This window comes from Olleya namhaensis (assembly GCF_900114005.1).
In the GTDB taxonomy this organism is placed as follows: Bacteria; Bacteroidota; Bacteroidia; order Flavobacteriales; family Flavobacteriaceae; genus Olleya; species Olleya namhaensis.
Genome location: NZ_FORM01000001.1, coordinates 179,487 through 203,601, shown reverse-complemented (window position 1 = coordinate 203,601; position 24,115 = coordinate 179,487). Strand labels below are relative to the sequence as shown.

The 24,115-nt window shown below is 33.2% G+C and carries 24 protein-coding genes; 12 read left to right on the top strand and 12 right to left on the bottom strand.

Annotated features, from left to right (window positions below; translation table 11 throughout):
- The first annotated feature begins 32 nt into the window (after positions 1 to 32).
- Both BMZ09_RS00860 and BMZ09_RS00855 read left to right on the top strand, forming a co-directional pair.
- Positions 33 to 377, top strand: coding sequence for a hypothetical protein (locus BMZ09_RS00860; protein WP_090836645.1), 345 nt, complete (start codon positions 33 to 35; stop codon positions 375 to 377).
- A 93-nt stretch (positions 378 to 470) separates the two neighbouring features.
- Positions 471 to 971: a hypothetical protein gene (locus BMZ09_RS00855; protein ID WP_143067768.1), complete on the top strand. Its 501-nt coding sequence runs from the start codon at positions 471 to 473 to the stop codon at positions 969 to 971.
- Positions 972 to 1,027: 56 nt separating this feature from the next.
- Here BMZ09_RS00855 and BMZ09_RS00850 read toward each other — a convergent pair whose 3' ends face one another.
- The 6 genes from BMZ09_RS00850 to metG all read right to left on the bottom strand — a co-directional run bounded on the left by BMZ09_RS00850 (position 1,028) and on the right by metG (position 8,930).
- A complete protein-coding gene (locus BMZ09_RS00850; RefSeq protein ID WP_090836642.1) occupies positions 1,028 to 3,145 on the bottom strand; it encodes a Tex family protein in 2,118 nt (705 codons plus the stop codon).
- A 38-nt stretch (positions 3,146 to 3,183) separates the two neighbouring features.
- Positions 3,184 to 3,654, bottom strand: coding sequence for a hypothetical protein (locus BMZ09_RS00845; protein ID WP_143067767.1), 471 nt, complete (start codon positions 3,652 to 3,654; stop codon positions 3,184 to 3,186).
- A gap of 145 nt (positions 3,655 to 3,799) precedes the next feature.
- Entirely contained in the window at positions 3,800 to 4,507 is a 708-nt protein-coding gene (locus BMZ09_RS00840; RefSeq protein ID WP_090836639.1) for a YiaD family glycine zipper/OmpA-like lipoprotein, read from the bottom strand.
- Positions 4,508 to 4,512: 5 nt separating this feature from the next.
- Positions 4,513 to 4,983: a lipocalin family protein gene (locus BMZ09_RS00835; RefSeq protein ID WP_090836637.1), complete on the bottom strand. Its 471-nt coding sequence runs from the start codon at positions 4,981 to 4,983 to the stop codon at positions 4,513 to 4,515.
- Between the two features lie 129 nt (positions 4,984 to 5,112).
- Entirely contained in the window at positions 5,113 to 6,540 is a 1,428-nt protein-coding gene (locus BMZ09_RS00830) for a hypothetical protein (RefSeq protein WP_090836636.1), read from the bottom strand.
- A gap of 269 nt (positions 6,541 to 6,809) precedes the next feature.
- The gene (metG, locus tag BMZ09_RS00825; RefSeq protein ID WP_090836634.1) at positions 6,810 to 8,930 is read right to left on the bottom strand and encodes a methionine--tRNA ligase; all 2,121 of its coding nucleotides are present in this window, start codon (positions 8,928 to 8,930) and stop codon (positions 6,810 to 6,812) included.
- Here metG and BMZ09_RS00820 point away from each other — a divergent pair, their 5' ends adjacent.
- From BMZ09_RS00820 to BMZ09_RS00805, 4 genes are all read left to right on the top strand, one after another.
- A complete protein-coding gene (locus tag BMZ09_RS00820) occupies positions 8,931 to 9,938 on the top strand; it encodes a S66 peptidase family protein (protein WP_090836632.1) in 1,008 nt (335 codons plus the stop codon).
- Positions 9,939 to 10,298, top strand: coding sequence for a YraN family protein (locus BMZ09_RS00815; protein ID WP_090836630.1), 360 nt, complete (start codon positions 9,939 to 9,941; stop codon positions 10,296 to 10,298).
- Between the two features lie 82 nt (positions 10,299 to 10,380).
- The gene (locus BMZ09_RS00810; RefSeq protein ID WP_232782547.1) at positions 10,381 to 11,091 is read left to right on the top strand and encodes a zinc metallopeptidase; all 711 of its coding nucleotides are present in this window, start codon (positions 10,381 to 10,383) and stop codon (positions 11,089 to 11,091) included.
- A gap of 80 nt (positions 11,092 to 11,171) precedes the next feature.
- The gene (locus tag BMZ09_RS00805) at positions 11,172 to 11,888 is read left to right on the top strand and encodes a Bax inhibitor-1/YccA family protein (RefSeq protein ID WP_090836628.1); all 717 of its coding nucleotides are present in this window, start codon (positions 11,172 to 11,174) and stop codon (positions 11,886 to 11,888) included.
- A gap of 168 nt (positions 11,889 to 12,056) precedes the next feature.
- Here BMZ09_RS00805 and BMZ09_RS00800 read toward each other — a convergent pair whose 3' ends face one another.
- Positions 12,057 to 12,527, bottom strand: coding sequence for an Lrp/AsnC ligand binding domain-containing protein (locus BMZ09_RS00800; protein WP_090836626.1), 471 nt, complete (start codon positions 12,525 to 12,527; stop codon positions 12,057 to 12,059).
- 219 nt (positions 12,528 to 12,746) lie between these two features.
- Entirely contained in the window at positions 12,747 to 14,111 is a 1,365-nt protein-coding gene (locus BMZ09_RS00795) for a saccharopine dehydrogenase family protein (protein WP_090836624.1), read from the bottom strand.
- A 78-nt stretch (positions 14,112 to 14,189) separates the two neighbouring features.
- Between BMZ09_RS00795 and BMZ09_RS00790 the strand changes: the two genes are divergently transcribed.
- Positions 14,190 to 14,579, top strand: coding sequence for a DUF423 domain-containing protein (locus BMZ09_RS00790; RefSeq protein WP_090836622.1), 390 nt, complete (start codon positions 14,190 to 14,192; stop codon positions 14,577 to 14,579).
- Positions 14,580 to 14,657: 78 nt separating this feature from the next.
- Positions 14,658 to 16,274, top strand: coding sequence for a phosphoenolpyruvate carboxykinase (ATP) (gene pckA, locus BMZ09_RS00785; protein ID WP_090836620.1), 1,617 nt, complete (start codon positions 14,658 to 14,660; stop codon positions 16,272 to 16,274).
- Between the two features lie 281 nt (positions 16,275 to 16,555).
- Here pckA and BMZ09_RS00780 read toward each other — a convergent pair whose 3' ends face one another.
- Positions 16,556 to 17,305, bottom strand: coding sequence for a uroporphyrinogen-III synthase (locus BMZ09_RS00780; protein ID WP_090837367.1), 750 nt, complete (start codon positions 17,303 to 17,305; stop codon positions 16,556 to 16,558).
- Positions 17,306 to 17,322: 17 nt separating this feature from the next.
- The gene (locus BMZ09_RS00775; protein WP_090836618.1) at positions 17,323 to 17,970 is read right to left on the bottom strand and encodes a DUF4271 domain-containing protein; all 648 of its coding nucleotides are present in this window, start codon (positions 17,968 to 17,970) and stop codon (positions 17,323 to 17,325) included.
- A gap of 108 nt (positions 17,971 to 18,078) precedes the next feature.
- Between BMZ09_RS00775 and BMZ09_RS00770 the strand changes: the two genes are divergently transcribed.
- From BMZ09_RS00770 to BMZ09_RS00760, 3 genes are read left to right on the top strand one after another with little or no spacing between them, the layout of a single operon-like run.
- Entirely contained in the window at positions 18,079 to 18,804 is a 726-nt protein-coding gene (locus BMZ09_RS00770; protein ID WP_090836615.1) for a polyprenol monophosphomannose synthase, read from the top strand.
- 3 nt (positions 18,805 to 18,807) lie between these two features.
- Positions 18,808 to 20,154, top strand: coding sequence for a dihydroorotase (locus tag BMZ09_RS00765; RefSeq protein ID WP_090836613.1), 1,347 nt, complete (start codon positions 18,808 to 18,810; stop codon positions 20,152 to 20,154).
- Between the two features lie 5 nt (positions 20,155 to 20,159).
- Positions 20,160 to 20,591 (top strand): DUF4296 domain-containing protein, encoded by a 432-nt coding sequence (locus BMZ09_RS00760; RefSeq protein WP_143067766.1) that lies wholly within the window; start codon positions 20,160 to 20,162, stop codon positions 20,589 to 20,591.
- Positions 20,592 to 20,599: 8 nt separating this feature from the next.
- Here the strand turns inward: BMZ09_RS00760 and BMZ09_RS00755 are convergent, their stop codons facing one another.
- On the bottom strand, positions 20,600 to 21,607 hold the full coding sequence (locus BMZ09_RS00755; protein ID WP_090836609.1) for an NAD-dependent epimerase/dehydratase family protein: 1,008 nt from the start codon (positions 21,605 to 21,607) through the stop codon (positions 20,600 to 20,602).
- A gap of 87 nt (positions 21,608 to 21,694) precedes the next feature.
- Between BMZ09_RS00755 and tyrS the strand changes: the two genes are divergently transcribed.
- On the top strand, positions 21,695 to 23,005 hold the full coding sequence (gene tyrS / locus BMZ09_RS00750; protein WP_090836608.1) for a tyrosine--tRNA ligase: 1,311 nt from the start codon (positions 21,695 to 21,697) through the stop codon (positions 23,003 to 23,005).
- Positions 23,006 to 23,128: 123 nt separating this feature from the next.
- Here tyrS and BMZ09_RS00745 read toward each other — a convergent pair whose 3' ends face one another.
- Complete coding sequence (locus tag BMZ09_RS00745) at positions 23,129 to 24,109, bottom strand: LuxE/PaaK family acyltransferase (protein ID WP_090836606.1); 981 nt, start codon at positions 24,107 to 24,109, stop codon at positions 23,129 to 23,131.
- Positions 24,110 to 24,115 lie beyond the last annotated feature (6 nt).

Genomic DNA, 24,115 nt, shown 5'->3' with positions numbered 1-24,115 from the left:
GTATACCTTTGTACTTTAAATTAAAGTATAACATGGCAAGATTTAGCGTTTTAGTTATTTCTCTTTTAATAGGGTTGTCTACCTTCTTCACTTCTGAAGTTGAGGTCGCTGCTGTCGTGCAAAATACTTTTCCACAACATACAGTACAAGCTAGTGCAGCCTTAAATTCTCAAGGTATAATTGTAAATACTCAAATTGATCTTACAGTTAACGTACAGGCAGAAGACAGCATTACTTTTTTTAAGCAACTTGCTTTTGTAAATGCAGTTAGTAAGGAGCAGCAAGAAAATTTCTTGGTGTATCAAAAAACTAGCACGTCTATTGATGTTGGATTGTCTAAAACACAGATTATTTACCCTTTTCATTGGTTTACATAAGCGCAATACGTTTTTATTAACTATTGCAACGCTTGTCTTTTACGTAAAGATAACGTGTTGATTTCTTATACATTAAATCAAAACAGTAAAACAATGAAAATTTCATTCTCATTACTAGCTATATTAGTAACATTAAGCGTATTCGTACCTTTTTTTATATTCATCTTTAAAGGTTTAAATAACACTACAAAAACAAAGCATAAAGCAGAAAATCTACTAAAATCTAATGGGTTTAAGTACAATCAAAAAGAGGTTTGGAACAATAAATTTATCGGTTTAACCGAAGATAAAAAAGTACTATCCTATGTCGCTTTTAAGCCAGACGAAAACCAAGTGCTTAATTTAGAGCTGTCCGAAATCAAGTCATGCGAAGTCATTTCTGATTATAAAAAAGACATAGATAAAATAACAAGATTAAAGCATTTAGATTTAAAAATCTGGTTTTATACACCTAACAAAGAAGCTGTAGTTATTAGCTTTTTTGATACAGATGAAGCCTTTACAGAAGATTATGAAGCACGAAGAATAGAAAACTGGAAAGACATTATTGATAATAACTTAAAGGTTACAGTCAATGCTAAAATGGCATCTTAACGTATTAAATTAGTCTTATTAAAAGCATCAATCTATAAGCTAGATTGATGCTTTTTTTATTTATGTAGTTTTAACTGTATGCGTTTACGCGGCACATCTACTTCTAAAACTTTAACAATTACTTGTTGGTGTAAATGGACATGCTCATTAACATCTTTTACAAAACTTTCGGATAGGTTAGAGACATGTATTAAACCACTTTCTTTAATTCCGACATCTACAAAACACCCAAAATTAGTAATATTATTCACTATTCCTGGTAATAATTGTCCAGCAACTAAATCGGTTATTGTTTTAATGTTTTGATTAAAAGTAAATACTTTAGCCTCTTCTCTAATGTCTAATCCTGGCTTTTCAAGTTCTTTAATAATATCTTCTAAGGTTAGTAAACCAACAGTATCAGTACAATAATTTTTTAAATCTATTTTTTTAAGTAACTCTTGATTGCTAATCAAATCATTTAAAGTGACCTTTAAATCTTTGGCCATTTTTTCGACTATATTATAACTTTCAGGATGCACTGCCGAGTCGTCTAACGGATTTTTGGCCTCTCTAATTCTTAAAAAAGCAGCGCCTTGTTCAAACGCTTTTCCGCCTAAACGGGGTACTTTTTTTATCGCATTTCGGCTAGTAAAAACACCGTGCTCATTTCTGTAGTTAAATATGTTTTCTGCTAGTTTTGGACCAATACCAGAGACATAGCTTAGTAAAGATGTACTTGCAGTATTGATGTTTACACCAACACTATTTACGCAGTTTTCTACCACAACATCTAGTTCTTTCTGTAGTTTGCTTTGATCCACATCATGTTGGTATTGTCCAACACCAATAGATTTAGCATCAATTTTTACCAGTTCTGCTAAAGGGTCTTGCAGGCGTCGTCCAATGGAGACACTTCCTCTAACAGTGACATCATAATTAGGAAACTCGTCTCTTGCAATTTTGGATGCGGAATAAATACTTGCTCCAGCTTCGCTAACCACAAAGACTTGTATGTCATTTTTAAATTTTATTTTTTTAACTAACGCTTCCGTTTCTCTGGATGCTGTTCCATTACCAATAGCAATAGCTTCAATGTTGTAAGCTTCAGTTAAAGTGGAAAGCTTTTTAATGGCACCAATGCTATCACTTTTTGGAGGATGCGGATATATGTTTTCGTTATGTAATAAAACCCCTTGTGCATCTAAGCAGACTATTTTACAGCCTGATCTAAAACCAGGATCAATCGCTAATACTCGTTTTTCGCCTAAAGGCGAACCCAATAATAGTTGTTTTAAGTTTTTTGCAAATACCGAAATAGCAGATTCATCCGCCTTCTCTTTCGCTTTTTGTAACGCTTCGTTGCTTAAAGATGGGAATAATAGTCGTTTGTAAGCGTCGCTAATGGCTAGCTCAATCTGATCTGCGCAGGCATTTTCGCTTTTAATAATACGTCTATCAATATTTTCTAACGCCTTTATTTTATCTATTTCAATTTTTACTCGAATAAACCCTTCTTTTTCAGCTCTTAAAATGGCTAATAATCTGTGCGAAGGGATGCGACTTAATGCTTCTTCCCACTCAAAGTAGTCTCTAAATTTTTGAGCATTTTCGTCCTCTTTTTTCGTTTTTACCACTTTCGTGGAAATCATAGCATAACGTTCCAATTGGTTACGTAAATTATTACGAATATCTGTTCGCTCGTTAATCCACTCTGCAATAATATGTCTTGCACCTTCCAAAGCGTCGTCCACTGTTTTAACGTCGCCTTTTACGTATTTAAATGCGATAGATTCCACATCGTTTGCATTTTGAGACATGATAATTTTCGCTAAAGGTTCTAACCCATTTTTTCTTGCAGTTTCTGCCTTAGTTTTTCTGCTTTTTTTAAACGGTAAATATAAATCTTCAAGCGTTGTTAAGTCAGTACAAGCTTTGACCTTGACTTGTAAAGCATCAGTTAAAACACCTTGCTCTTCAAGTGCTTTTAATATTGCTTTTTTTCTTTTTTCTAAGGCTTCAAATTCTTCTTTATATTTTACAATATCTCCAATTTGAACTTCATCTAAATTTCCAGTTGCTTCTTTTCTATATCTCGAAATAAACGGTATTGTTGCATCTTGATTAAGCAAGTCTACCGTATTTTTTACAGATGTTTCAGGTAGTCTGGTTTTAGATATTATATATTTTAGCATGTATTATGGCGCTGTTTTGGTCTTGTTAATTATGACAATTATACTTTTTCAAATAACATATTAACGGTGCGTCGTTTACCTTTTACACTAATGGAATAGCTCCATTGCATGGCAGTAGTAGACTGTTTAGTTATTTTTATGTTATGGTTTTTAATCATTCCTGACTTGTTTTCGGCTCTTAACGTAATATGTGTTATGCCTGTTTGCTGGTCTGTTTTTAAAAATTTAAACCATAAGTTACGGTAACCGAAAGAGCAATTAAGATCGTTTATAGAATAAGAACCACTATTGCTGGTTGGTTTAAATTCCCAAATACTATCTTTAAAACATTGATTAGTAGCGTCATTAAAAAGTACAATCGTGTCAAAAAGATTTGGGTCTTGATAGGCTACTGTTTTTAATAACCAATTATCAGATAGCGAGAATGGCGGTGTTGATTTGACTTCTTGTTTAGTTTTACAAGACATTACAGCAAATAGAGCAAGTAATATTATTGTTTTAAATTTCATCTTAGATAGGTTAAGCTTTGTTTTTGATACTGGGGGCTTTTTTTTATACTTTTTAAGCACAAAAAAAGACCTTATTATAAAATTTAATAAGGTCTGGTAATATATTTAACTCTGTGTAAATTTCCGAATAAAATCGAAATTAATTCTAGTTTTCGCCAGATTGCATTTTTGCATCGTTAATCATCTTCTCATTTGGTAAAATAGCGACATTTACACGTCTATTTTTTGCACGCCCTTCGGCAGTACTATTATCATTAGTTGGTTGTAGTTCTCCAAACCAATTGGTTGTAAAACGGGCACTACTCAATCCTTGACTTGTTAGGTAATTGGTCACTGCATTAGCTCTGTTTTTTGATAATATCAAGTTGTTTTCTTCGCTACCAACACTATCTGTGTGTCCCACAACTAAAATATTAGTGTCTGGATACTCTTTAAAAACGCCAACAAGTTTATTTAGTGATTCTTGAGATTTTGCATTGACACCATATTTTGCAGTGTCAAAATAAACACCACTATTTTCGTCAAAAGTAATTACGATACCTTCGTCAACACGCTCTACGACAGCTCCAGGGATTTCTTCTTCGATCTGTTGTGCTTGCTTGTCCATTTTGTTTCCTATTAAGACTCCTGCACCTCCACCAACAACACCTCCAATAACAGCTCCAAGTTCTCCGTTACCACCTTTTCCAACGTTGTTACCAATTATAGCACCTAATATAGCGCCTCCAGTTGCGCCTATCACGCCTCCTTTTTGTTTGTTATTTGCATTTTTTACACTGCTACAGCTTGTAAAACTAATTGTTAATACTAGTGTAAGTGCGCTGATTGTTATTTTATTAAATATTGATTTCATAGGTTTTATAGTTTTGAAAAGTTCATGTTAATTGTAAAAGGAGCTCCGTCTACGGTAATTGTTTGTTGCCACATCATGTTAGTGTCAGAAAGTTGTGCTAGTTTTAGTCTAAAGCCTTGATTGCTTTCGCTTTTACCTTTTGCATCCGTTGGCTTTAAAAGAAAGTTGTATAAACCAGTTGCTTCATCTATTTCTTGAATAGTAAAGTTGAAGTTGCGTGTGCCAGCATTACAAGCTGTTTTATCTATAGTGTAAGTCCCAGAATAATTATTTGGAATGAATTGCCACGTGCTTTGTTCAAAGCATGCTTTGGATACATCATTAAAAAGGGATACTTTATAAGTGCCTGCTTGACTGTAGTTAATGGTGTTTAACACCCATTCTCCTTTTATAGTCTGTCTTGATTCTTTGACTGTTTTTGAAGCGCCGCAGCTTAACAGTAAACTTAAAAATAAGACGGTTACAATTTGTTTCATAATATTAGATTTGATTATGATACAAAGATGCAACCCTCTTTAAGGTTTGGTATTACATGATTATTTTCATGCTTTATATAATTTCCATTTTACCTAAAGTAATGACTTGTTTTTGTGAGTTTTATTTAACTAAAAATCAAATTTGAAAAGAGAATACAAACCGTTTTTTTTATCATAATTACCTAGAAGGTAACTAGAATTGTATTTAAATAAAGTTTGTAAATTAGGATTATTAAAAGCATTGTTGTCTTGCTTAAAGTTTTGAATTTTATCAAAATCGTTTAAAGGAATATGTCCTTTTATATGATTTAGATTGTCGTCAAATAAACAACTAATTCGTGTTGACTTTGTTTGTGAGTAATTATAAAGGTTATTAGTTAATAGCCCAAATGCTATACCGCCAACTAACCCAAAATTAACCATTGCAAAATTATTGCCGGCAATTTCTTTACTAGCACCAAGAGTTATAATTAATTGGTCGTTTTTTGTATACGCTGTAATTCCAATTTTTGATTGTGTAATTTTTCTTAGAAATTTAGAATTTTTTTCAAGTTCTCTGTAATTGTCAAACTCGCCTCCTTCTTGAATTATCGGCGTGTTTTTAAAGTCTATTTTATCTTCTTTGTTAATTTGAAACGTTTTTAAAAGCGTTAAGTTTTTTAGATTGTAAGCGCTAAAACTTAAGTGGTCTAAAGTTGAATAGATAGTTAAAAGTTTGTCGTTGTATATAAACGAGTTGGAGTTGGCACCTCTATGACTCTCATTAAAACCAGTGTTTATTATATTTTGAAAATTATAAGTATTAGTTTCTAAATCTAAGCTTATAATATAAGTAGATTTATCAAAAAGATTACTTGTTATAGTAAGGGTATTGTTATTTAGATATAGTTTAGTAATAGCATTTGTTTGTTCTAAACTATTAGGTACGTTATTATTAATGATCTCTATTGTAGAATAAGACGGATTGCCAAATAGCAATGGGTAAAGTGGGTAGTCTTGATCAATATTATTAACAATGTTTTCTTTAGATAAATCATATTCAAAAGATTGTATTACTCCTTTTTCTGTTATAGTTAAGGTTTTTAATACGTCATTTTTTTTACTAACTGTAAGGAGGTGTATTTTGTTTTTACGCACCAGGAATTCAACTATTTTTTCTTTGTCTAGCTTAATATTTAAGTCTTCTGTAATATTGAATTTATTTGTAATAAAATTTATAGAAACCGAACTAAAATGCGTTTTGTTGGTGTTGCTAAAAAAGAGTGTGTAAGTATCATTGTTATAAATTGCACCAATAATAACTTTTCCTTTTTTGGGGATTTTGATGTTATTTATAGATCCAATTAATGCTTTGTTTTGGTTGTATAGTTTCCCAAAGACTACTTTTCTGTTAGTGAAAAATAAAACAATATCTTTTGTGTCTTCATTTACTAAAGGGATTATATCACGTGGATTTAAAAAATCAGATTCTGTTTTTATATTACTAATTAGCCACTCTTCTTGAGCATAGGTGTTTATGCTTGACAAACAAAAAAGGATTAAAAATAAATATCTCATAATTTAGGTATTAGTAATAATGTGGTATTAGTGAAGTTTGCTAAATGATATAATTGTAAAAGCTAAAATGCCTATGGGTATTAATCCGGAAATTATACCATAGGCAATTTGTTTTTTTTAAAAATAATTTGCACTAATTGGTGCTAGTGGTAAGCATAATAAAAACCCAAAACCATGCGCTATTATTTTAGTAAATAATACTCCTAATAGTGCAATGATTGCACAGATAAAAACACCAATTAAAAAATCTAAAACAGGTTTTAAGACCATTAACTAATGTGCAACCCATTATTTACTGTAGCATCATCGGGATTTACAAATACTAATTTACCTTCAGCGTTCTCAGTCATTAAAATCATACCTTGACTTTCAACACCACGTAGTGCTCTTGGCGCTAAATTAACCAAAACGGTTACTTTTTTACCAATGACATCTTCAGGTTTAAAGTGTTCTGCTATTCCAGATACGATGGTTCTGACATCAATACCAGTATCTACTTTTAATACTAAAAGCTTTTTTGCTTTCGGCATTTTTTCAGCTTCTAAAATAGTTCCAACACGCAGATCTAATTTAGTAAAGTCATCAAAATTAATTTCTTCTTTTTGTGGCTCGACTATTTTATTAGCAGCTTCGTTTGCTTTTTTGCTAGCTTCCAATTTGTCTAACTGTACTTGTATTTGCTCGTCTTCAATTTTACTAAATAATAGCTCACCTTTTTCTATTTGGTGTGCTGCAGGTAGTAATACGTCTTTAGTAGAAATATCACTCCAAGCATTTTCTGTAGTATTAAGGATTGTTTTTAGTTTAGTAGATGTAAATGGCAAAAATGGTTCTGATAAGGTTGCTAAAGCGCTAGCTATTTGAAGCGCAACATACATGATGGTTTGTGTTCTAGCTTCGTCAGTTTTTATTAGTTTCCAAGGTTCTTCATCTGCTAAGTACTTGTTTCCAAGTCTAGCAAGATTCATTAACTCTTGTCCTGCCTCTCTAAAACGGTAACGCTCTAAAGAGCTTTCAATAACTGCAGGGTATGCTTTTACCGTTGCTAAAGTTTCTTGGTCAATTACTGAAAAAGCAGAAGGTGTAGGGACTACGCCTCCGTAATATTTGTTAGTTAAAACAACCACACGGTTAATAAAATTTCCGAAGATTGCTACTAGCTCGTTATTGTTTCTTGCTTGAAAATCTTTCCAAGTAAAATCGTTGTCTTTAGTTTCTGGTGCATTTGCTGTTAAAGCGTAACGCAAGACGTCTTGTTGATTCGGGAAATCTTGTAAGTAGTCTGGTAGCCAAACCGCCCAGTTTTTAGAAGTCGATAGTTTTTTACCTTCTAAGTTTAAAAACTCATTGGCAGGTACATTATCAGGTAAAATATAGCTTCCTTCTGCTTTAAGCATAGCAGGGAAAATAATACAATGGAAAACAATATTATCCTTACCAATAAAGTGTACTAATTTAGTGTCTTTATCTTTCCAGTATGGTTCCCAATCTTTTCCTTCTCTAGCAGCCCATTCTTTAGTAGATGAGATGTAACCAATTGGCGCATCAAACCAAACATAAAGTACTTTTCCTTCGCCTCCAGGCACAGGTACAGGAATACCCCAGTCTAAATCTCTAGTTACGGCTCTTGGTCTTAGTCCATCATCGATCCATGACTTACATTGTCCGTAAACGTTAGATTTCCAATCTTTTTTATGGCCTTCTAAAATCCATTCCTTTAAAAACGCTTCATGTTTGTTTAAAGGTAAAAACCAGTGTTTTGTTTCCTTTAATGTTGGTACGTTTCCTGTGATAGCAGATTTAGGATTAATTAAATCTGTAGCGTTATGACTAGTTCCACAGTTTTCACATTGGTCACCATAACTCTCTTCATTTCCACATTTTGGACATGTTCCTACTACAAATCTATCCGCTAAAAACTGATTAGCTTCTGCATCATATAATTGTTCTGATACTTCTTCAACAAATTCATTTTTATCATATAAGGTTGTAAAAAACTCAGAAGCAGTATCATGATGTATTTTGGCAGATGTACGCGAGTAATTGTCAAAAGTAATACCGAATTCTTCAAAAGAATCTTTTATAATTTTATGATATCTGTCCACAATTTGTTGCGGAGTAACGCCTTCTTTTTTTGCTTTTATAGTAATTGGCACACCATGCTCATCACTACCGCAAATAAAAGCAACATCGTTACCCGTTAATCGTTTGTATCTAGCATAAATATCTGCTGGCACGTACACACCTGCTAAATGGCCGATATGTATTGGTCCGTTAGTGTAAGGTAATGCAGCAGTAATTGTATATCTTTTTGACATCTTTATTTTCTTTTGAAGCCGTAAAAATACGCAATTTGATAGCCATTTAGAAAAAAAATGTAATTTTACAATATGGCAAAAAAGAGATTACTACTGATTATGTGTTGTGCTATTTTTTTCTTCGGAAATAATGCAGCGTCAGCACAAAATAAAACTGAAACTAAATTGATACAACCACCTTATTTAAAAGCAGGAGATACTGTTGCTATTGTTGCACCTTCTGGTGTTTTAAAAAATAGAAATGACGAAGTTAATCGCGCTAAAAAACTTTTAGAAAGCTGGAAGCTTCATGTTGTAATTGGTAAAAACGTATTTAGTCAGGCAGATCATTTTGCGGGGACAGATCAAGAACGTTGCGAAGATTTTCAGAGGGCTTTGGATGACCCTAAAATAAAAGCTATTTGGTCTGCTCGTGGCGGTTATGGTACCGTAAGGATTTTAGATAAATTAGATTATACTCAGTTTTTAAAACAACCAAAGTGGGTTATTGGGTATAGTGATATTACTGCGCTACATAATCAAATACATAATTTAGGAGTGCAAACTTTGCACGCTATAATGGCTGTTAGTTTACCTTCTAATTTATCCGATATTGAGCAAAGTATTGCCACCTTTAAAAACACCATTTTTGGTCAGCCTTTAAGTTACACTTTAAAAGGGTCTACCTATAATAAAACGGGAGAAGCAAAAGGACCTTTAGTAGGTGGTAATTTAACTATTTTACATACCATGTTAGGGTCTAAAGAAAGTATGGACACCTCAGGAAAGATTTTGTTTATTGAAGAAATTGGCGAGTATAAGTACCATATAGATCGTATGTTACAAAGTTTAAAGCGTGCAGGGTACTTTGATAATTGTAAAGGTGTAATTGTTGGAGATATGAGCAGAATGCGAAAAAACACAACACTCTGGGGGACGTCTATTGAGCAATTAATTTTGGATGCGTTGTCCGATTATGATTTTCCGATTGCATTTAACATGCCAGCAGGACACGAAAAAGATAACAGAGCATTAATCCTAGGTCGAGACGTCTCATTAAAAGTTGAGAAAACTAAATCGACAGTAGTATTTGACCAATAGATGGCTAGTCATAATGAGCTTGGAGAAAAAGGCGAACAATTAGCAGTAGATTTTTTAATAGACAATAAGTATGCTATTTTAGAACGTAATTACCGTTTTAATAAAGCTGAAGTTGATATTATCGCTCAAAAAGAAGATGTTTTGGCAATAATAGAAGTCAAAACAAGATCAACATCTACTTTTGGTAATCCTCAAGACTTTGTAAAACCCAAACAAATACAACGTTTAGTCACAGCTGTAGATCACTATGTATCATCCAATAAATTAGATGTTGAGGTCCGTTTTGATATTATTGCAATTGTAAAACAGAATAAGCAATTTAATATCGAGCATTTAGAAAATGCCTTTTATCATTTTTAAACAATAACTGACAAAGTATCGCGCTAATACATTGGCTCACTTTTTGCTATCTTTATAATATCAACTTTAAAATTAAAAGAATATGTTTTCAGGACAAATGGGGTATTTTATACTAATCGGAGCTATAGGTTTAATTAGCTCTTTAGTAAGCGGTAAACTTAAAAGTAAGTTTGCGTTTTACTCTAAAGTACATTTACGCAACGGAATGACAGGAGCGGAGATTGCAAGAAAAATGCTTGCCGATAATGGAATAAGAGATGTAGAGGTTATTTCTGTAAAAGGACAATTAACAGACCACTATAATCCAACAAATAAAACCGTTAATTTAAGCGAGGTTGTTTATGGTCATGCCAATGCAGCAGCAGCAGCAGTAGCAGCTCATGAGGTTGGTCACGCTGTACAACACGCCACAGCTTACAGTTATTTAACCATGCGTTCTAAATTAGTGCCAGTGGTACAAGTCACATCAAAAATGTCACAATGGGTTATTATGGGAGGATTGGTCTTAATGGCAAGTCAAGCTATGGGCGCAGCAGGACAATATGTAGCCATTGCTGGTTTAGTAATGATGGGTTTTGCAACCTTATTTAGTTTTGTAACACTGCCGGTAGAGTATGATGCAAGTAACCGTGCATTAGCTTGGTTAAAGGCTAAAAATATGGTGACGCCAGAAGAGTATAAAGGCTCTGAAGATGCACTTAAATGGGCAGCCAGAACCTATTTGGTAGCAGCTATTGGTGCGTTAGCATCGTTGTTATATTGGGCCATGCAAATTTTAGGAAGACGCGATTAAAAGATAATTAGACAACAACATAATTAAAATTCGGTTTCTTTTTTTACATTTGAGTAACCAATTAATACTATTAAAATTTTATGGAAAATAATCATGACAATTATCAAGGCGCAAGCACACATTTAAGTCTTGTTTCTGACGCAGACAGAACTGCATTTTACAAAAAAACGTATGCCCATGTAGCGGGTGGTGTTTTAGCATTTGTATTATTTGAATATTTATTATTACAAAGTGATACTATTGTGCAATTTATGATGTCTATGGCTAGTGGTATCAAATGGTTATTACTACTGGGAGGTTTTATGTTTGTAACAACCTATGCGGAAAGTACAGCGATGAAAACTGGAGATAAAAACAAGCAATATTTGGCCTATGCTATTTACATTTTAGCACAAGCTTTTATTTTTATCCCTATGATATATATTGCGACTTCTTATATGGAGTCTGGAGCAGAGATACTGCAACAAGCAGGATTAGTAACGCTTGCTTTATTTACAGGATTGACAGCAGTAGTTATGTTGACTAATAAAGATTTTTCGTTTTTAAAAGCAGGATTAACTATCGGGTTTTTTATAGCACTAGGGTTAATAATAGCAGGCGCTATATTTGGTTTTGACTTAGGATTATGGTTCTCTGGAGCCATGTGTTTATTAGCAGCAGGATCAATACTATATCAAACGTCACAAATAAAAGACAAGTACACAACAGAAGATTATATTCCGGCAGCATTGGGTTTATTTGCCTCTTTAATGTTATTATTCTGGTATGTACTTAGAATATTTATGTCAAGAGACTAAACACTATTTGGGCGTTACCTGTTTTAGCTTTTAATAGCTAAAATAGGTCAGGCTTTCACTACTCGCTCTCTGCGAGGAGCTCAGACAGACCGTTCAATCCTTAACGCAAAACACCTCAAAATTTTAAATAAATTTTGAGGTGTTTTTTTGCTTATAGGTTCTTTAAAACTAGATTTTTATCTGTCTTTCAATCTGCTGATCTAAGGATATAAAGGTTTCTGTTCTTGATACGCCTGCTATACTTTGTATGTCGTTGTTAAGTAGGTGCATTAAATGCTCGTTATCCTTACATAATATCTTGATAAGAATACTCCAGTTACCTGTAGTGTAATGACACTCTAAAACTTCTGGTATTTTTTTTAAGTGTTTAACAGCTTCTGGGTTACTCATAGCTTTGTCCAAGTAAATACCAACAAATGCCATAGTGGTATAGCCTAATACTTTTGGGTTTATAACAAATTTAGATCCAGCAATAAGTTTTGACTTTTCTAACTTGCGTAACCTTTGGTGTATGGCAGCGCCAGAGATACCAACTTGTCGTGCAATTTCTAAAACAGGTGTACGGGCATCTTGCATTAAGGCACGAAGTATCTTTTTATCAATACCGTCTATAATAATGTTGTTGTTTGTGGTTTTCAAAGTTGTTTAAGTTATAGTTTAAAAGATAAATTTAAGTAAACTATTTTAAACTGAAACTAAAACTTTGATTTTTGCACGCCCTTTGCGTTGATGCGTTAAGGATAGAAGTGGCATCCTTTTTTGCCATTAGAAGCAAAAAAGATATAACGGATAGCCTGACCTAAATAAAACTTACAAGGTCCAAAAACCTTGTAAGTTTTGTGTGGTAACGCCCAATTATTATACGTTTAAAGGATTGTAGCCTAAATATGGGACTTCGGTTTCTTTAAATGTAATTCCGTAGTCTTCTAGTTCTTTTAAGATTGGTGTGTATACTTCTTTTGTAATAGGTATTTGTACACCAGGGGTGGTTATTTTACCGTTTAATATGGCTAAAGTTGCAATAGCTACGGGTAGTCCAACGGTTTTTGCCATTGCGGTATACGTTTGGTCTTCTCCAAGGGTAACCATAGTGGCGTCAATTTGATGTTGTTTACCATTTAGCTCATATCCAAACTTATGGTACATTACAATCATGTCTTTGTCTTTAGGGTCTAAGGTCCAACTGTCCAATAGTATTTTTTGTAAAATTTGGGCTGGTGTTGCTTTGTCTAATTCCACCATTTTTGTCTTACTAAAAATGTCTAGTTCTAAAAATTTGTCCCAAATAATATCATCTTGATCTATTTTTAAAGCATGTCTAAATTTAAGCTCTACAGAGTCTGTTGGGCTGTATGGTAAAAAGGCATTTACAAAATCACGGTAGCTCATGTTTTTACTATCATCTATTGTGTAACTGTCATCTGTCATCCCTAAGGCAACAAAAACTTGCCATGCTCTAGAAAAACCAACGCGACGCATGGTCCCTCTGTATAATGTTTTGACATTATTTAGATCGTATACACTTTGGTATTTTAAAGAGTCACGGTTGGCGTAGGCTTCAAAACGTCCAAACCCATCGACGTCTAAAAACTCGGTACGTCTAAATAAACGGTTGTAAGGGATGTATTTGTACGTGTTTTCTTGAAGAAATTTTGCAGCACCACCCTGACCTGCAGTAACTACGTTTCTTGGGTTCCAAGTAAATTTATAATTCCACAAATTGTTGTCGCTTTCTGGCGCTACAAGACCTCCTGTAAAGGATTCGAAAAGGATTATTTTACCACCTTTTTCGCGTATGCCATCAATAACTTGCATAGCACTCATGTGGTCTAATCCTGGATCTACACCAATCTCGTTCATAAAGACTAAGCCTTTGTCTTTTGCAGCTTGGTCAAGTGCTTGCATCTCTTCACTGACGTAAGACGCAGTAACCATGCTTTTTCCAAAAGTAACACAGTCTTTTGCAACTTCTATATGGAAACGTGCCGGCAACATAGAGATAACAATATCGGCATTTTTAACCGCTGTTTCTCTAGAGTTGGCATCAAAGACATCTAAAGTAATTGCTGAAGCGTTGGTATGGGTACCAATCATTTTTTTAGCACTTTCTATGTTTAAATCACCAACGGTAATTTGTAAATTTTCTGTGGTTGATTTATCTAATAAATATTTAATTAAATATGAAGTGGATTTTCCTGAACCTATGACTAAAATCTTTCGCATAATGAGATTTGTTGAGTATTTTTGAATTACGAATGTAGAAAATTTATACGGGGTTAATTGCGAATTATATAATTTATTATGAATAAGAAAATGTTAATATTAGGAACCATCCTTGGATTGTTAAGTGTAATTTTAGGTGCGTTTGGTGCACATGGCTTGAAAGGTTTGGTGTCTCCGGAGTCTATTGTAAGTTATGAAACAGGGGTCAAATATCAAATGTATCATGCCCTGTTACTTTTGATTGTGGCTAGCCAAAAAGTGCTGACAGAGAAAGCTAAAAGCACTATTTTTTATTTAATATTAGTAGGTGTTATCCTTTTTTCAGGTTCAATTTATGGTTTAGCAACAAATGTTTTGACCGGTTTTGATTTTAAGTCCATAGCATTTGTGACGCCAATAGGAGGTTTGTTTTTAATTATAGCTTGGATAGTACTGTTGACAAACTTTTTAAGACTTAAAACAGAATAATTGAGTTTTGTTTGGCGTTATTATCTTAATAATTTTAACTTTGCAACTCAAACAACACATACACAACAAACATAAATTATGGTAGACCATACCCAATTTACGAAAACGATTGCGTTGGAACAATACGGAATCAAAAATGCTCAAGTAAAATACCAATTATCACCAGAGGAATTACAAGCTGCTATCCTAGAAAAAGGACAGGGTAAAGTAGCCTCTTCAGGAGCTATTGCGGTAAATACAGGTGAATTTACAGGGCGATCGCCAATGGATCGTTTTATTGTAAAAGACAGTGTTACTGAAGATAAAGTTTGGTGGGGAGATATTAATATCCCTTTTGATGCTGATAAGTTTCAAAAACTTTATGATAAGGTAACAGATTACTTATCTAACAAAGAGGTTTTTGTTAGAGACAGTTTTGCTTGTGCTGATGAAGACTACAAATTAAACATTCGTGTTATTAATGAGTATCCATGGAGTAACATGTTTGCTTATAACATGTTTTTAAGACCAACAGAAGAAGAACTTAAAGGTTTTGATCCAGAATGGACCGTGGTTAACGCACCTGGTTTTATGGCAGATCCTGCAGTTGATGGAACACGTCAACATAATTTTGCGATTTTAGACTTTACTAGAAAAATTGCTTTAATTGGTGGAACTGGTTATACTGGTGAAATTAAAAAAGGAATCTTTTCTGCACTTAACTTTATCTTACCGGTATACAAAAACACATTACCAATGCACTGTAGTGCCAATGTTGGTAAAGATGGTGATACAGCTATTTTCTTTGGATTATCTGGAACAGGAAAAACAACCTTATCTACAGATCCTGACAGAAGTTTAATAGGAGATGATGAGCATGGTTGGACTGCAGAAAACACTGTTTTTAATTTTGAAGGAGGGTGTTACGCTAAAGTAATAAACTTATCAGGAGAACAAGAGCCAGAAATTTTTGGAGCAATCAAGAAAGGTGCTATTCTTGAAAATGTTATCATGAATGACAAAGGAGAAGTAGATTTTGAAGATACTTCTATTACACAAAATACACGTGTTAGTTACCCAATAAACCATATTGAAAATATCAGAGTACCATCTACAGGAGAAAACCCTAAAAATATTTTCTTTTTAACTGCAGATGCTTTTGGAGTATTACCTCCAATATCTAAATTAACACCTGCACAAGCAGCGTTTCACTTTATATCGGGTTACACTGCAAAGGTAGCTGGTACTGAAGCTGGAATTACTGAGCCTGTACCAAGTTTTTCTGCTTGTTTTGGAGCGCCTTTTATGCCATTACATCCAACTAAATATGCTGAGATGTTAAGCAAGAAAATGAAGGATGCAAACGTAAACGTTTGGTTGATTAACACAGGTTGGACAGGAGGGTCTTACGGTGTAGGAAGCAGAATTAAATTAAAGTATACTAGAGCTATGATTAGCGCAGTGCTTAATGGAGATTTAGGTCTGTATAATTATAAAGATTACCATATCCACTCTGTATTTGGTGTAGCGCAACCTAGAAGTTGTCCAGGTGTACCAGATGAGGTGTTAAGCCCAAGAGCGACATGGAGTGATCATAAAGCATATTACAAAACAGCATTTAAACTAGCTAATGCATTTAGAGAGAATTTTGAGAAGTTTGAAGCTTATGCAAGCGAAGAAATTAGACGTGGTGGACCACAACGTTACGCTGAATAGTAATAGATAAAGTGTTAATACAAAAGCGCCAATTGAAATTTTCAATTGGCGCTTTTACTTTGCAAAACATTTTTGATAGTGATACACTTAAAGGGCAGTTTTAGATACTGTAATAAAGCTTTAAAGTTTTGATGACCTATGTTTAAGGTTTGTAACTCGGTATTAACTTAGTTTTAAAGGTGCTTTGAGTTTTTTTTAAAGTTAGACGCACTTATCTAAATAAAAAAAGCGCTAATTGAAATTTTCAATTAGCGCTTTTACTTTGTATAAAAATTAAAGGTTTATTTACCTTTATTTGCTTTGTCAATATATTTTTGAAGCGCCATAGTCATTGATGGTGTTTCTGGTGTAGGTGCAGCAATATCTACACGTAACCCTTTTTCTTCTACAGCTTTAATAGTTGTGTTTCCAAATACGGCAATTTTAGTGTCGTTTTGTTTAAACTCAGGAAAATTGTGAAATAAAGATTCTATACCACTTGGGCTAAAAAATACTAAAATGTCATAAGTAACATTTTCTAAGTCAGATAAATCGCTAATTACAGTCTTATAAAATACTGCTTCTTTCCAATTTATATTTAAACCGTTTAATATTTCCGGTACTTCTGGCTTTAATTTATCCGTTGTAGGTAGTAAAAATTTTTCGTCCTTATACTTCTTAATTAAAGGGGATAGATCAGCAAAATTTCGTTTTCCAACATAAATTTTACGCTTTCTATAGACTACATATTTTTGCAGGTAATAGGCAACAGCCTCAGACTGACAAAAATACTTCATAGAATCGGGCACTTTAAAACGCATTTCTTCAGCAACTCTAAAAAAGTGATCGACTGCATTTCTACTGGTTAAGATAATAGCGGTGTAGTTATTTAAGTCTACTTTTTGTTGTCTGATGTCTTTGGATGGCACACCTTCAACATGAATAAATGGTCTGAAGTCAATTTTAACTTTCTGCTTCTCAGAAAGATCAAAATATGGCGAATTTTCTATTTTAGGTTCTGGTTGTGAGACTAAAATGGTTTTCACTTTCATATGGTGTATCATTTAATTTAGACCTTATTATTTGTAATAATTTTATATAAAACAATATAAGGTGCAATTTCGAGAGTGCAAAGATACAAAATAAAATAAAACAAGCTCTTTTTAAAGGTATTAAGATTGTTTTTAATAAATAGAAACACCCCATAAATAATAATCAAAAACAGTATAGCTAAGGCTGTTATTAGCATAGTGTTGTTTGGTTTAACAGTATAAATTAATAGGGCATTTATAGGTAGTAATAGTAGTCCTGCAAAGTTTCGGAAACTGATCCGTTGGAAGTTGTATTTATCTATAATTGGACCTATTGCTAATATGTTAGAAATTAGTTTTTCTAAAACAACTTTGACAATAATAAATAGTCCAATAGCAGCCGTATATATAAATAGGTTTAGCGGTGCAGTACTTATTTGGTTGTTCTGTAAAAACAAATAGACTATAATACCTAAGTTTACTATCAGGTTTGCAAATAGAAGCCCTTCAAATGTGTCAACAATTTGTTGGTCTTTATTGTATTGATTAATATACCTATTATTAAAAAGTAAAGTGGCAAATTGGTTAAATCGCTTAGGGAACAACATCTTAGATAAGGCAACTATAATTAGGCAACCTAGTAAGGTTAGGGTTAAAACATCTACACTGTTACTATTTCTAAGCATGGGATAAAATTATTGTTTTTTAATATCAAAACGATAAATAATTAAGTAATTTTTATAATTATGTAATTTTATAAAAATGTACATTTGCCTAAATTTTAAATAGTATTGATGCAGGACGCTGTAGTTATTATACCAACATACAACGAAATTGAGAATATAGAAGCTATTATAAGAGCTGTTTTTGCACTTCCAAAAGCATATGACGTTCTGGTGGTAGACGATAATTCTCCTGATCAAACGGCTAAAAAAGTAGAAGCATTACAAAAGGAGTTTCCTGATAGATTGTTTTTAGAAGTTAGACAAGAAAAATCGGGTCTTGGTACCGCTTACATACATGGTTTTAAATGGTGTTTGAATAAAGCTTACCAATATATTTTTGAGATGGATGCAGATTTTTCTCATAATCCAAAAGATTTAACACGTTTGTACGAGGCTTGTCATACTGGTCAGGCTGATATAGCAATTGGTTCGCGTTACGTTAAAGGTGTTAATGTTGTCAATTGGCCTTTAGGTCGTGTCATTTTATCTTATGGTGCATCAATGTACGTGAGGTTAATTACCGGGATGAAAGTTAAGGATGCAACCGCTGGTTTTATATGTTATAAAAGACAAGTGTTAGAGCAACTTAATTTAGAGCAAATAAAATTTGTTGGGTATGCATTTCAAATAGAAATGAAATTTAATGCCTACCTTAAAAAGTTTAAAATAGTGGAAGTACCAGTTATTTTTACAGATAGAACAAAAGGAGAATCCAAATTAAGTTCTAGTATAATTTCTGAAGCTATTTTTGGAGTTATTAGTATGAAGTTTAAAAGTTTATTCAAATCCAATTAGAAGATGCACAACAAGAAAACACTTATTAAAAATGCAAAGATTGTTAATGAAGGCACAATTTTTAATGGGGACATTTTAATTGAAGGTGAGTTTATTACTAAAATAGGCGCGTCTATCAGCGCAAAATCAGCAGATGTCAACGTTTTTGATGCTGAAGGAAAATATGTTATTCCTGGAGCTATAGATGATCAAGTTCATTTTAGAGAGCCTGGCTTAACACACAAAGCAAATATTGAAACCGAATCAAGAGCGGCTATTGCTGGAGGTATTACATCTTTTATTGAGATGCCAAATACTAATCCGCAAACAACAACTATTGAGAAGTTAAACGATAAGTTTGAAATTGCGTCTAAAAAAGCATGGGCAAATTATTCGTTTATGTTTGGTGGAACTAATGATAATTTAGAAGAAATTTTAAAGGTTAATAAAAAAGACGTTGCTGGATTAAAGTTGTTTTTAGGATCTTCTACTGGGAATATGTTAGTAGATAATCCAGAGATTTTAGAAAAAATATTTACAAGTACAGATTTATTAATTTCTGTGCATTGTGAAGATGAAGCAACTATTAAAAAAAATCTTGATATCTATAAGGAACGTTACGGTGATGATATCCCGGTTAACTTTCATCCAATAATTAGAAGTGAAGAAGCATGTTATATCTCATCTTCTAAAGCAATAGAGTTAGCTAAGAAAACAGGAGCGCGTTTACATGTGTTCCATTTATCTACAGCAAAGGAAACGGAGTTGTTTGATAACAAAATACCGTTAAAAGATAAAAAAATTACGGCGGAGGTTTGTATACACCACCTTTGGTTTAGTGATAAAGATTACGACGAAAAAGGAACCTTAATAAAATGGAATCCTGCAGTCAAAACAGAAAATGATAGAGCACAATTATTAAAGGCTTTATTAGATGACAAAATTGATGTAATTGCAACAGATCATGCACCGCATACGTTTGAGGAAAAGTCTAACGTGTATACATCAGCGCCTTCTGGAGGACCGTTAGTACAGCATGCATTACCAGCATTATTAGAAATGTACCATGACGGAGATATATCTATTGAGAAGATTGTAGAGAAGTTTTGTCATAATCCAGCTATTTTATTCGAAGTTGAAAAACGCGGGTATATTAGAGAAGGGTATTATGCAGATTTAGTAGTGGTAGATCTTAATAATCCATGGACGGTTAATAAAGATAATATCTTATATAAATGTGGTTGGTCTCCGTTTGAGGGTACGACGTTTAAATCTAGAATTACACATACATTTGTAAATGGTGGTTTGGCTTATAAAAACTTTAAGTTTTACGAAACAAATTATGCTAAGCGTTTAACTTTTAATAGATAATTATTTTGAAACCAAACATCTTACTATATAGTCTTATCGTTTTATTTTTTGTGTCGTGTTATGGTGTGCAAAAGCCAGAAAAACCTGCAAATTTATTAAGCGAGGATAAAATGGTGGATGTCTTATTGGATTTAACAATTATGTCTTCGGCTAAAGGTATTAACAAAAGAGAATTAGAAAATAGAGGGATTGTTCCTGATACTTTTATTTACAATAAACATAAAATAGATAGCGCTCAATTCGCTAATAGTAATAATTATTATGCGTACGATATTGAAAAATATAACGAGATGTACGTTACTGTTAAAAAAAGACTTGAGGTTTTAAGAACTAGTTATAAGGCTGAACAAAAAATAAAAGAAGACAAGCTAAAGAAAGAAAAGAAAAAGTTTGAAAAAAAGCCACAAGCACCAAGTGGGCCTTTAAAGAAAGAATAACCTCGTATTTATTGTTTTTTAAAACAGGCTATGGTGTCTTTTAGACTTTGATCAATGGTTTTAAATGTGTAGTCTAAAGCAGCTGTTATTTTAGTATTACTAAATTGACTAGTGGACAAAGCAGATTGTGCTGTTTGTTTAGATAATATACGACGCTTTCCTGTTAGTTTGTGTTTTAACCAATCCAAACGCCATCCAATAGCTAATAATACTGTAGAAGCTTCCTTTTCTGGAGGTGTAACATCTAAGTGTGCTGCAGTTTTGTATATAAAATCTTTAAACGTAAGTATTTCTGAGGTTAATATATAGCGTTCGTTTTTTATAGGACTATTTAATAATTGTACCATACAATTAACCACATCATTCACATCAATATATCCAGTGCTTCCTGTTGTGTAGTAAGACATGCCTTTATTAACCATAGTAATTAAAGAGCCACTTCCGTAATTCCAAATGCCAGGTCCAATTATAATTCCCGGATTTACAATTACAGCATCTAACCCTTCTTGCGTCCCACGCCATACTTCTAGCTCCGCGCCATATTTAGTGATAGCATAAACACTATTATCAAATTCTGGATTCCACTCTGTGTCTTCAGTAATTTGGTTAGTTGCAATAGGAGGCGTTCCAATAGCCGCAATTGAGCTCACGTAGCAGAGTTTTTTTACATTTTCAGCAATGCAAAAATTGACAATATTAGCAGTTCCTTCAATATTGGTTTTCTGTAATAAATCAAATTTGTTAGGTTCAAAAGAAACAAATGCAGCACAATGGTAAACATAGTCTATACCTACAAATGCCTCTGTTAAGGAAGGGATGTCATTTAAATCAGCTTCAACCCAATCAATTTTATTAAAAAGGACCTCTGGGTTTTTAGTATAATAACTAAAAATACGTTTAACCGTTTTAAATTTTTTCTCAGTTCTATAAATAGCACGTACAGATTGATTATCATTTAATAATTTAAATAATAAATGTGCGCCTACCAAACCAGTTCCTCCTGTAACTAAAATCATATCCCGAAGGTAATAAATATTAGATATTGTATGTAGTTTATAACACGATTTTTATCTTTGCCAATTCAAAACTAAAACCACACTAAAATGGCTAACGCATTTGTAGAAGAATTAAGATGGAGAGGGATGGTACACGATATCATGCCGGGAACCGAAGAGCAACTTGATAAAGAGATGACCTCTGCCTATATTGGTTTTGATCCAACTTCAGACTCGTTACACATTGGTAGTTTAGTGCCAATTATAATATTAGTACATTTAGAAAAAGCAGGACATAAACCTGTGGCTTTAATTGGTGGTGCAACAGGAATGATTGGTGATCCGTCAGGAAAAAGTGACGAGCGTAACTTATTAGACGAAGCAACTTTAAACCATAACGTAGCAGGAATTAAAAGCGTGTTATCACGATTTTTAGATTTTAACTCTACTGCTAAAAATGCTCCAGTTTTAGTTAATAATTATGACTGGATGAAAACCTTTTCATTTATAGACTTTGCACGTGACGTTGGTAAGCGTATTACAGTAAACTATATGATGGCTAAGGATAGCGTTAAAAAACGTTTGTCAGGAGAAGAAGGTAATGTAGGAATGAGTTTTACAGAGTTTACTTACCAATTAATCCAAGGATACGATTTTTACCATTTACACAAAACCATGAATTGCAAACTGCAAATGGGAGGAAGTGACCAATGGGGGAACATTACTACAGGTACAGAGTTAGTAAGACGCATGAATGTAGGTGATGACAAAGCTAAGGCTTACGCTATGACTTGTCCGTTAATTACAAAAGCTGACGGTAGTAAATTTGGTAAGAGTGAAGGTGGTAATGTTTGGTTAGATGTAGATAAAACTAGTGTTTATAAATTTTACCAATTTTGGTTAAACAGTTCTGATGAAGATGCAGAAAAGTATATCAAAATCTTTACCTTTTTAGATAAAGAAACTGTTGAAGCGTTAATAGCAGAACATAAAGAAAACCCAGGATTTAGAGCGTTACAAAAACGATTAGCTGAAGAGGTAACGACGTTTGTACATTCTAAAGACGCATTAGATAACGCTATAAAAGCATCAGGTATATTATTTAGTAAAGATTTTAAAAATGAAATTAGACAACTGGATGAGAGCTTGTTTTTAGACGTTTTTGAAGGTGTGCCACAAGCTGAGGTGTCAATGGATAAAATTGAAGCTGGTTTAGATATGATTGCGGCATTATCTGCTGAGACTGACTTTTTGGGAAGTAACGGAGAAGCGCGTCGTGCATTAAAAGAAAACTCAGTATCTGTAAATAAAGATAAAGTAACAGATGCGTATACAATTACGACTCAGGATTTAATTAACGATAAATATATTGTGATTAATAGAGGTAAGAAAAGCACCTTTATAATTAAAGCGATTTAATTATAATTGGTCACAAAAAAAGCCTGCTTAAATTTAAGCAGGCTTTTTTTTTATAAAATCAGTTAATCAACTAAAACTAATTTTTCTTTTTCATAAGTCTTTAGTCGTGGTTTTTTAATGGCCTTACAAAACCATTAAATTACAACCTCTAATATCGCTATTGTCAAAACGACCAATAATCTCAAAGTCTGTATTGGCGTATGTTTTTCCTAAATCTTGAGTAGCAATAAAACTACAAGAATTAATGTTTGCTAAATCAATAACATTAATACCGCCTGTTTTTGGGCTATCAAAAACGGTTAAAGCATCTTCTGTATCTCTAGTTAATAGTTTCATCCAAGGCGGACAGTTAAAAATACCATGTCCTTTGGAGTAAGCTTGACTTAATAACTCGGTCATACCATATTCGCTATGGATAGCATCCACACCAAAACCTTGTTTTAAAATAGTATGTAATTCTTTTCGTATTAATTCTTTGCGTCGTCCTTTCATCCCACCAGTTTCCATTATAATGGTGTTGTTAAGACTAAAAGTATGGGCTTCAATTAAATCCAAAAGTGCAAAAGATACGCCTATTAGTAACACTTTTTCTCCAGCTGTATCTAGTGCTATTAAAGTGTCTTTTAATTCCTCTAAATTGTTAAGATAAAATCCGCTTTTTGGTTTGTTAGAATCTTTAATTAGATGATCTACCATATAGACTAAGGATGAGCCTTCGCGTTCTAAATAATTAGGCAATAGTGCTAAAACGGTGTAATCTTCTATGTTGCCATAAAAGTGATCAAACCCTTTTTTAAAACTGGCCTCATACACACTTAAATCAGTGATGTGATGCTTACTTGTAACTTGTCCTGTGGTACCACTACTAGTAAACGTTGTTTTAATAGAGGCTTTAGAACTTAAAACGGCGTGTGATTTAAAAAACTGAATGGGTAAATAAGGAATCTGATGTAATTCTGAAACATCACTCGGATTAACATATAGTAAATCGCAAAACGAGCGATAAATGTTATTGTTTTCAAACTGAAAACGGAACACCTCTAAAGCTGCAGCTTTAAATTGGGCGTCTGAAGTAATATTAAATATGTCGTTTGTAAGGGTCATGTTATT

Excerpts from the sequence above, each read along its gene's own strand:
- BMZ09_RS00860 (WP_090836645.1), top strand. The coding sequence starts at position 33 with ATGGCAAGATTTAGCGTTTTAGTTATTTCTCTTTTAATAGGGTTGTCT.
- BMZ09_RS00855 (WP_143067768.1), top strand. The coding sequence starts at position 471 with ATGAAAATTTCATTCTCATTACTAGCTATATTAGTAACATTAAGCGTA.
- BMZ09_RS00850 (WP_090836642.1), bottom strand. The coding sequence starts at position 3,145 with ATGCTAAAATATATAATATCTAAAACCAGACTACCTGAAACATCTGTA.
- BMZ09_RS00845 (WP_143067767.1), bottom strand. The coding sequence starts at position 3,654 with ATGAAATTTAAAACAATAATATTACTTGCTCTATTTGCTGTAATGTCT.
- BMZ09_RS00840 (WP_090836639.1), bottom strand. The coding sequence starts at position 4,507 with ATGAAATCAATATTTAATAAAATAACAATCAGCGCACTTACACTAGTA.
- BMZ09_RS00835 (WP_090836637.1), bottom strand. The coding sequence starts at position 4,983 with ATGAAACAAATTGTAACCGTCTTATTTTTAAGTTTACTGTTAAGCTGC.
- BMZ09_RS00830 (WP_090836636.1), bottom strand. The coding sequence starts at position 6,540 with ATGAGATATTTATTTTTAATCCTTTTTTGTTTGTCAAGCATAAACACC.
- BMZ09_RS00820 (WP_090836632.1), top strand. The coding sequence starts at position 8,931 with ATGGCAAAAAAGAGATTACTACTGATTATGTGTTGTGCTATTTTTTTC.
- BMZ09_RS00815 (WP_090836630.1), top strand. The coding sequence starts at position 9,939 with ATGGCTAGTCATAATGAGCTTGGAGAAAAAGGCGAACAATTAGCAGTA.
- BMZ09_RS00810 (WP_232782547.1), top strand. The coding sequence starts at position 10,381 with ATGTTTTCAGGACAAATGGGGTATTTTATACTAATCGGAGCTATAGGT.
- BMZ09_RS00805 (WP_090836628.1), top strand. The coding sequence starts at position 11,172 with ATGGAAAATAATCATGACAATTATCAAGGCGCAAGCACACATTTAAGT.
- BMZ09_RS00795 (WP_090836624.1), bottom strand. The coding sequence starts at position 14,111 with ATGCGAAAGATTTTAGTCATAGGTTCAGGAAAATCCACTTCATATTTA.
- BMZ09_RS00790 (WP_090836622.1), top strand. The coding sequence starts at position 14,190 with ATGAATAAGAAAATGTTAATATTAGGAACCATCCTTGGATTGTTAAGT.
- pckA (WP_090836620.1), top strand. The coding sequence starts at position 14,658 with ATGGTAGACCATACCCAATTTACGAAAACGATTGCGTTGGAACAATAC.
- BMZ09_RS00780 (WP_090837367.1), bottom strand. The coding sequence starts at position 17,305 with ATGAAAGTGAAAACCATTTTAGTCTCACAACCAGAACCTAAAATAGAA.
- BMZ09_RS00775 (WP_090836618.1), bottom strand. The coding sequence starts at position 17,970 with ATGCTTAGAAATAGTAACAGTGTAGATGTTTTAACCCTAACCTTACTA.
- BMZ09_RS00770 (WP_090836615.1), top strand. The coding sequence starts at position 18,079 with ATGCAGGACGCTGTAGTTATTATACCAACATACAACGAAATTGAGAAT.
- BMZ09_RS00765 (WP_090836613.1), top strand. The coding sequence starts at position 18,808 with ATGCACAACAAGAAAACACTTATTAAAAATGCAAAGATTGTTAATGAA.
- BMZ09_RS00755 (WP_090836609.1), bottom strand. The coding sequence starts at position 21,607 with ATGATTTTAGTTACAGGAGGAACTGGTTTGGTAGGCGCACATTTATTA.
- tyrS (WP_090836608.1), top strand. The coding sequence starts at position 21,695 with ATGGCTAACGCATTTGTAGAAGAATTAAGATGGAGAGGGATGGTACAC.
- BMZ09_RS00745 (WP_090836606.1), bottom strand. The coding sequence starts at position 24,109 with ATGACCCTTACAAACGACATATTTAATATTACTTCAGACGCCCAATTT.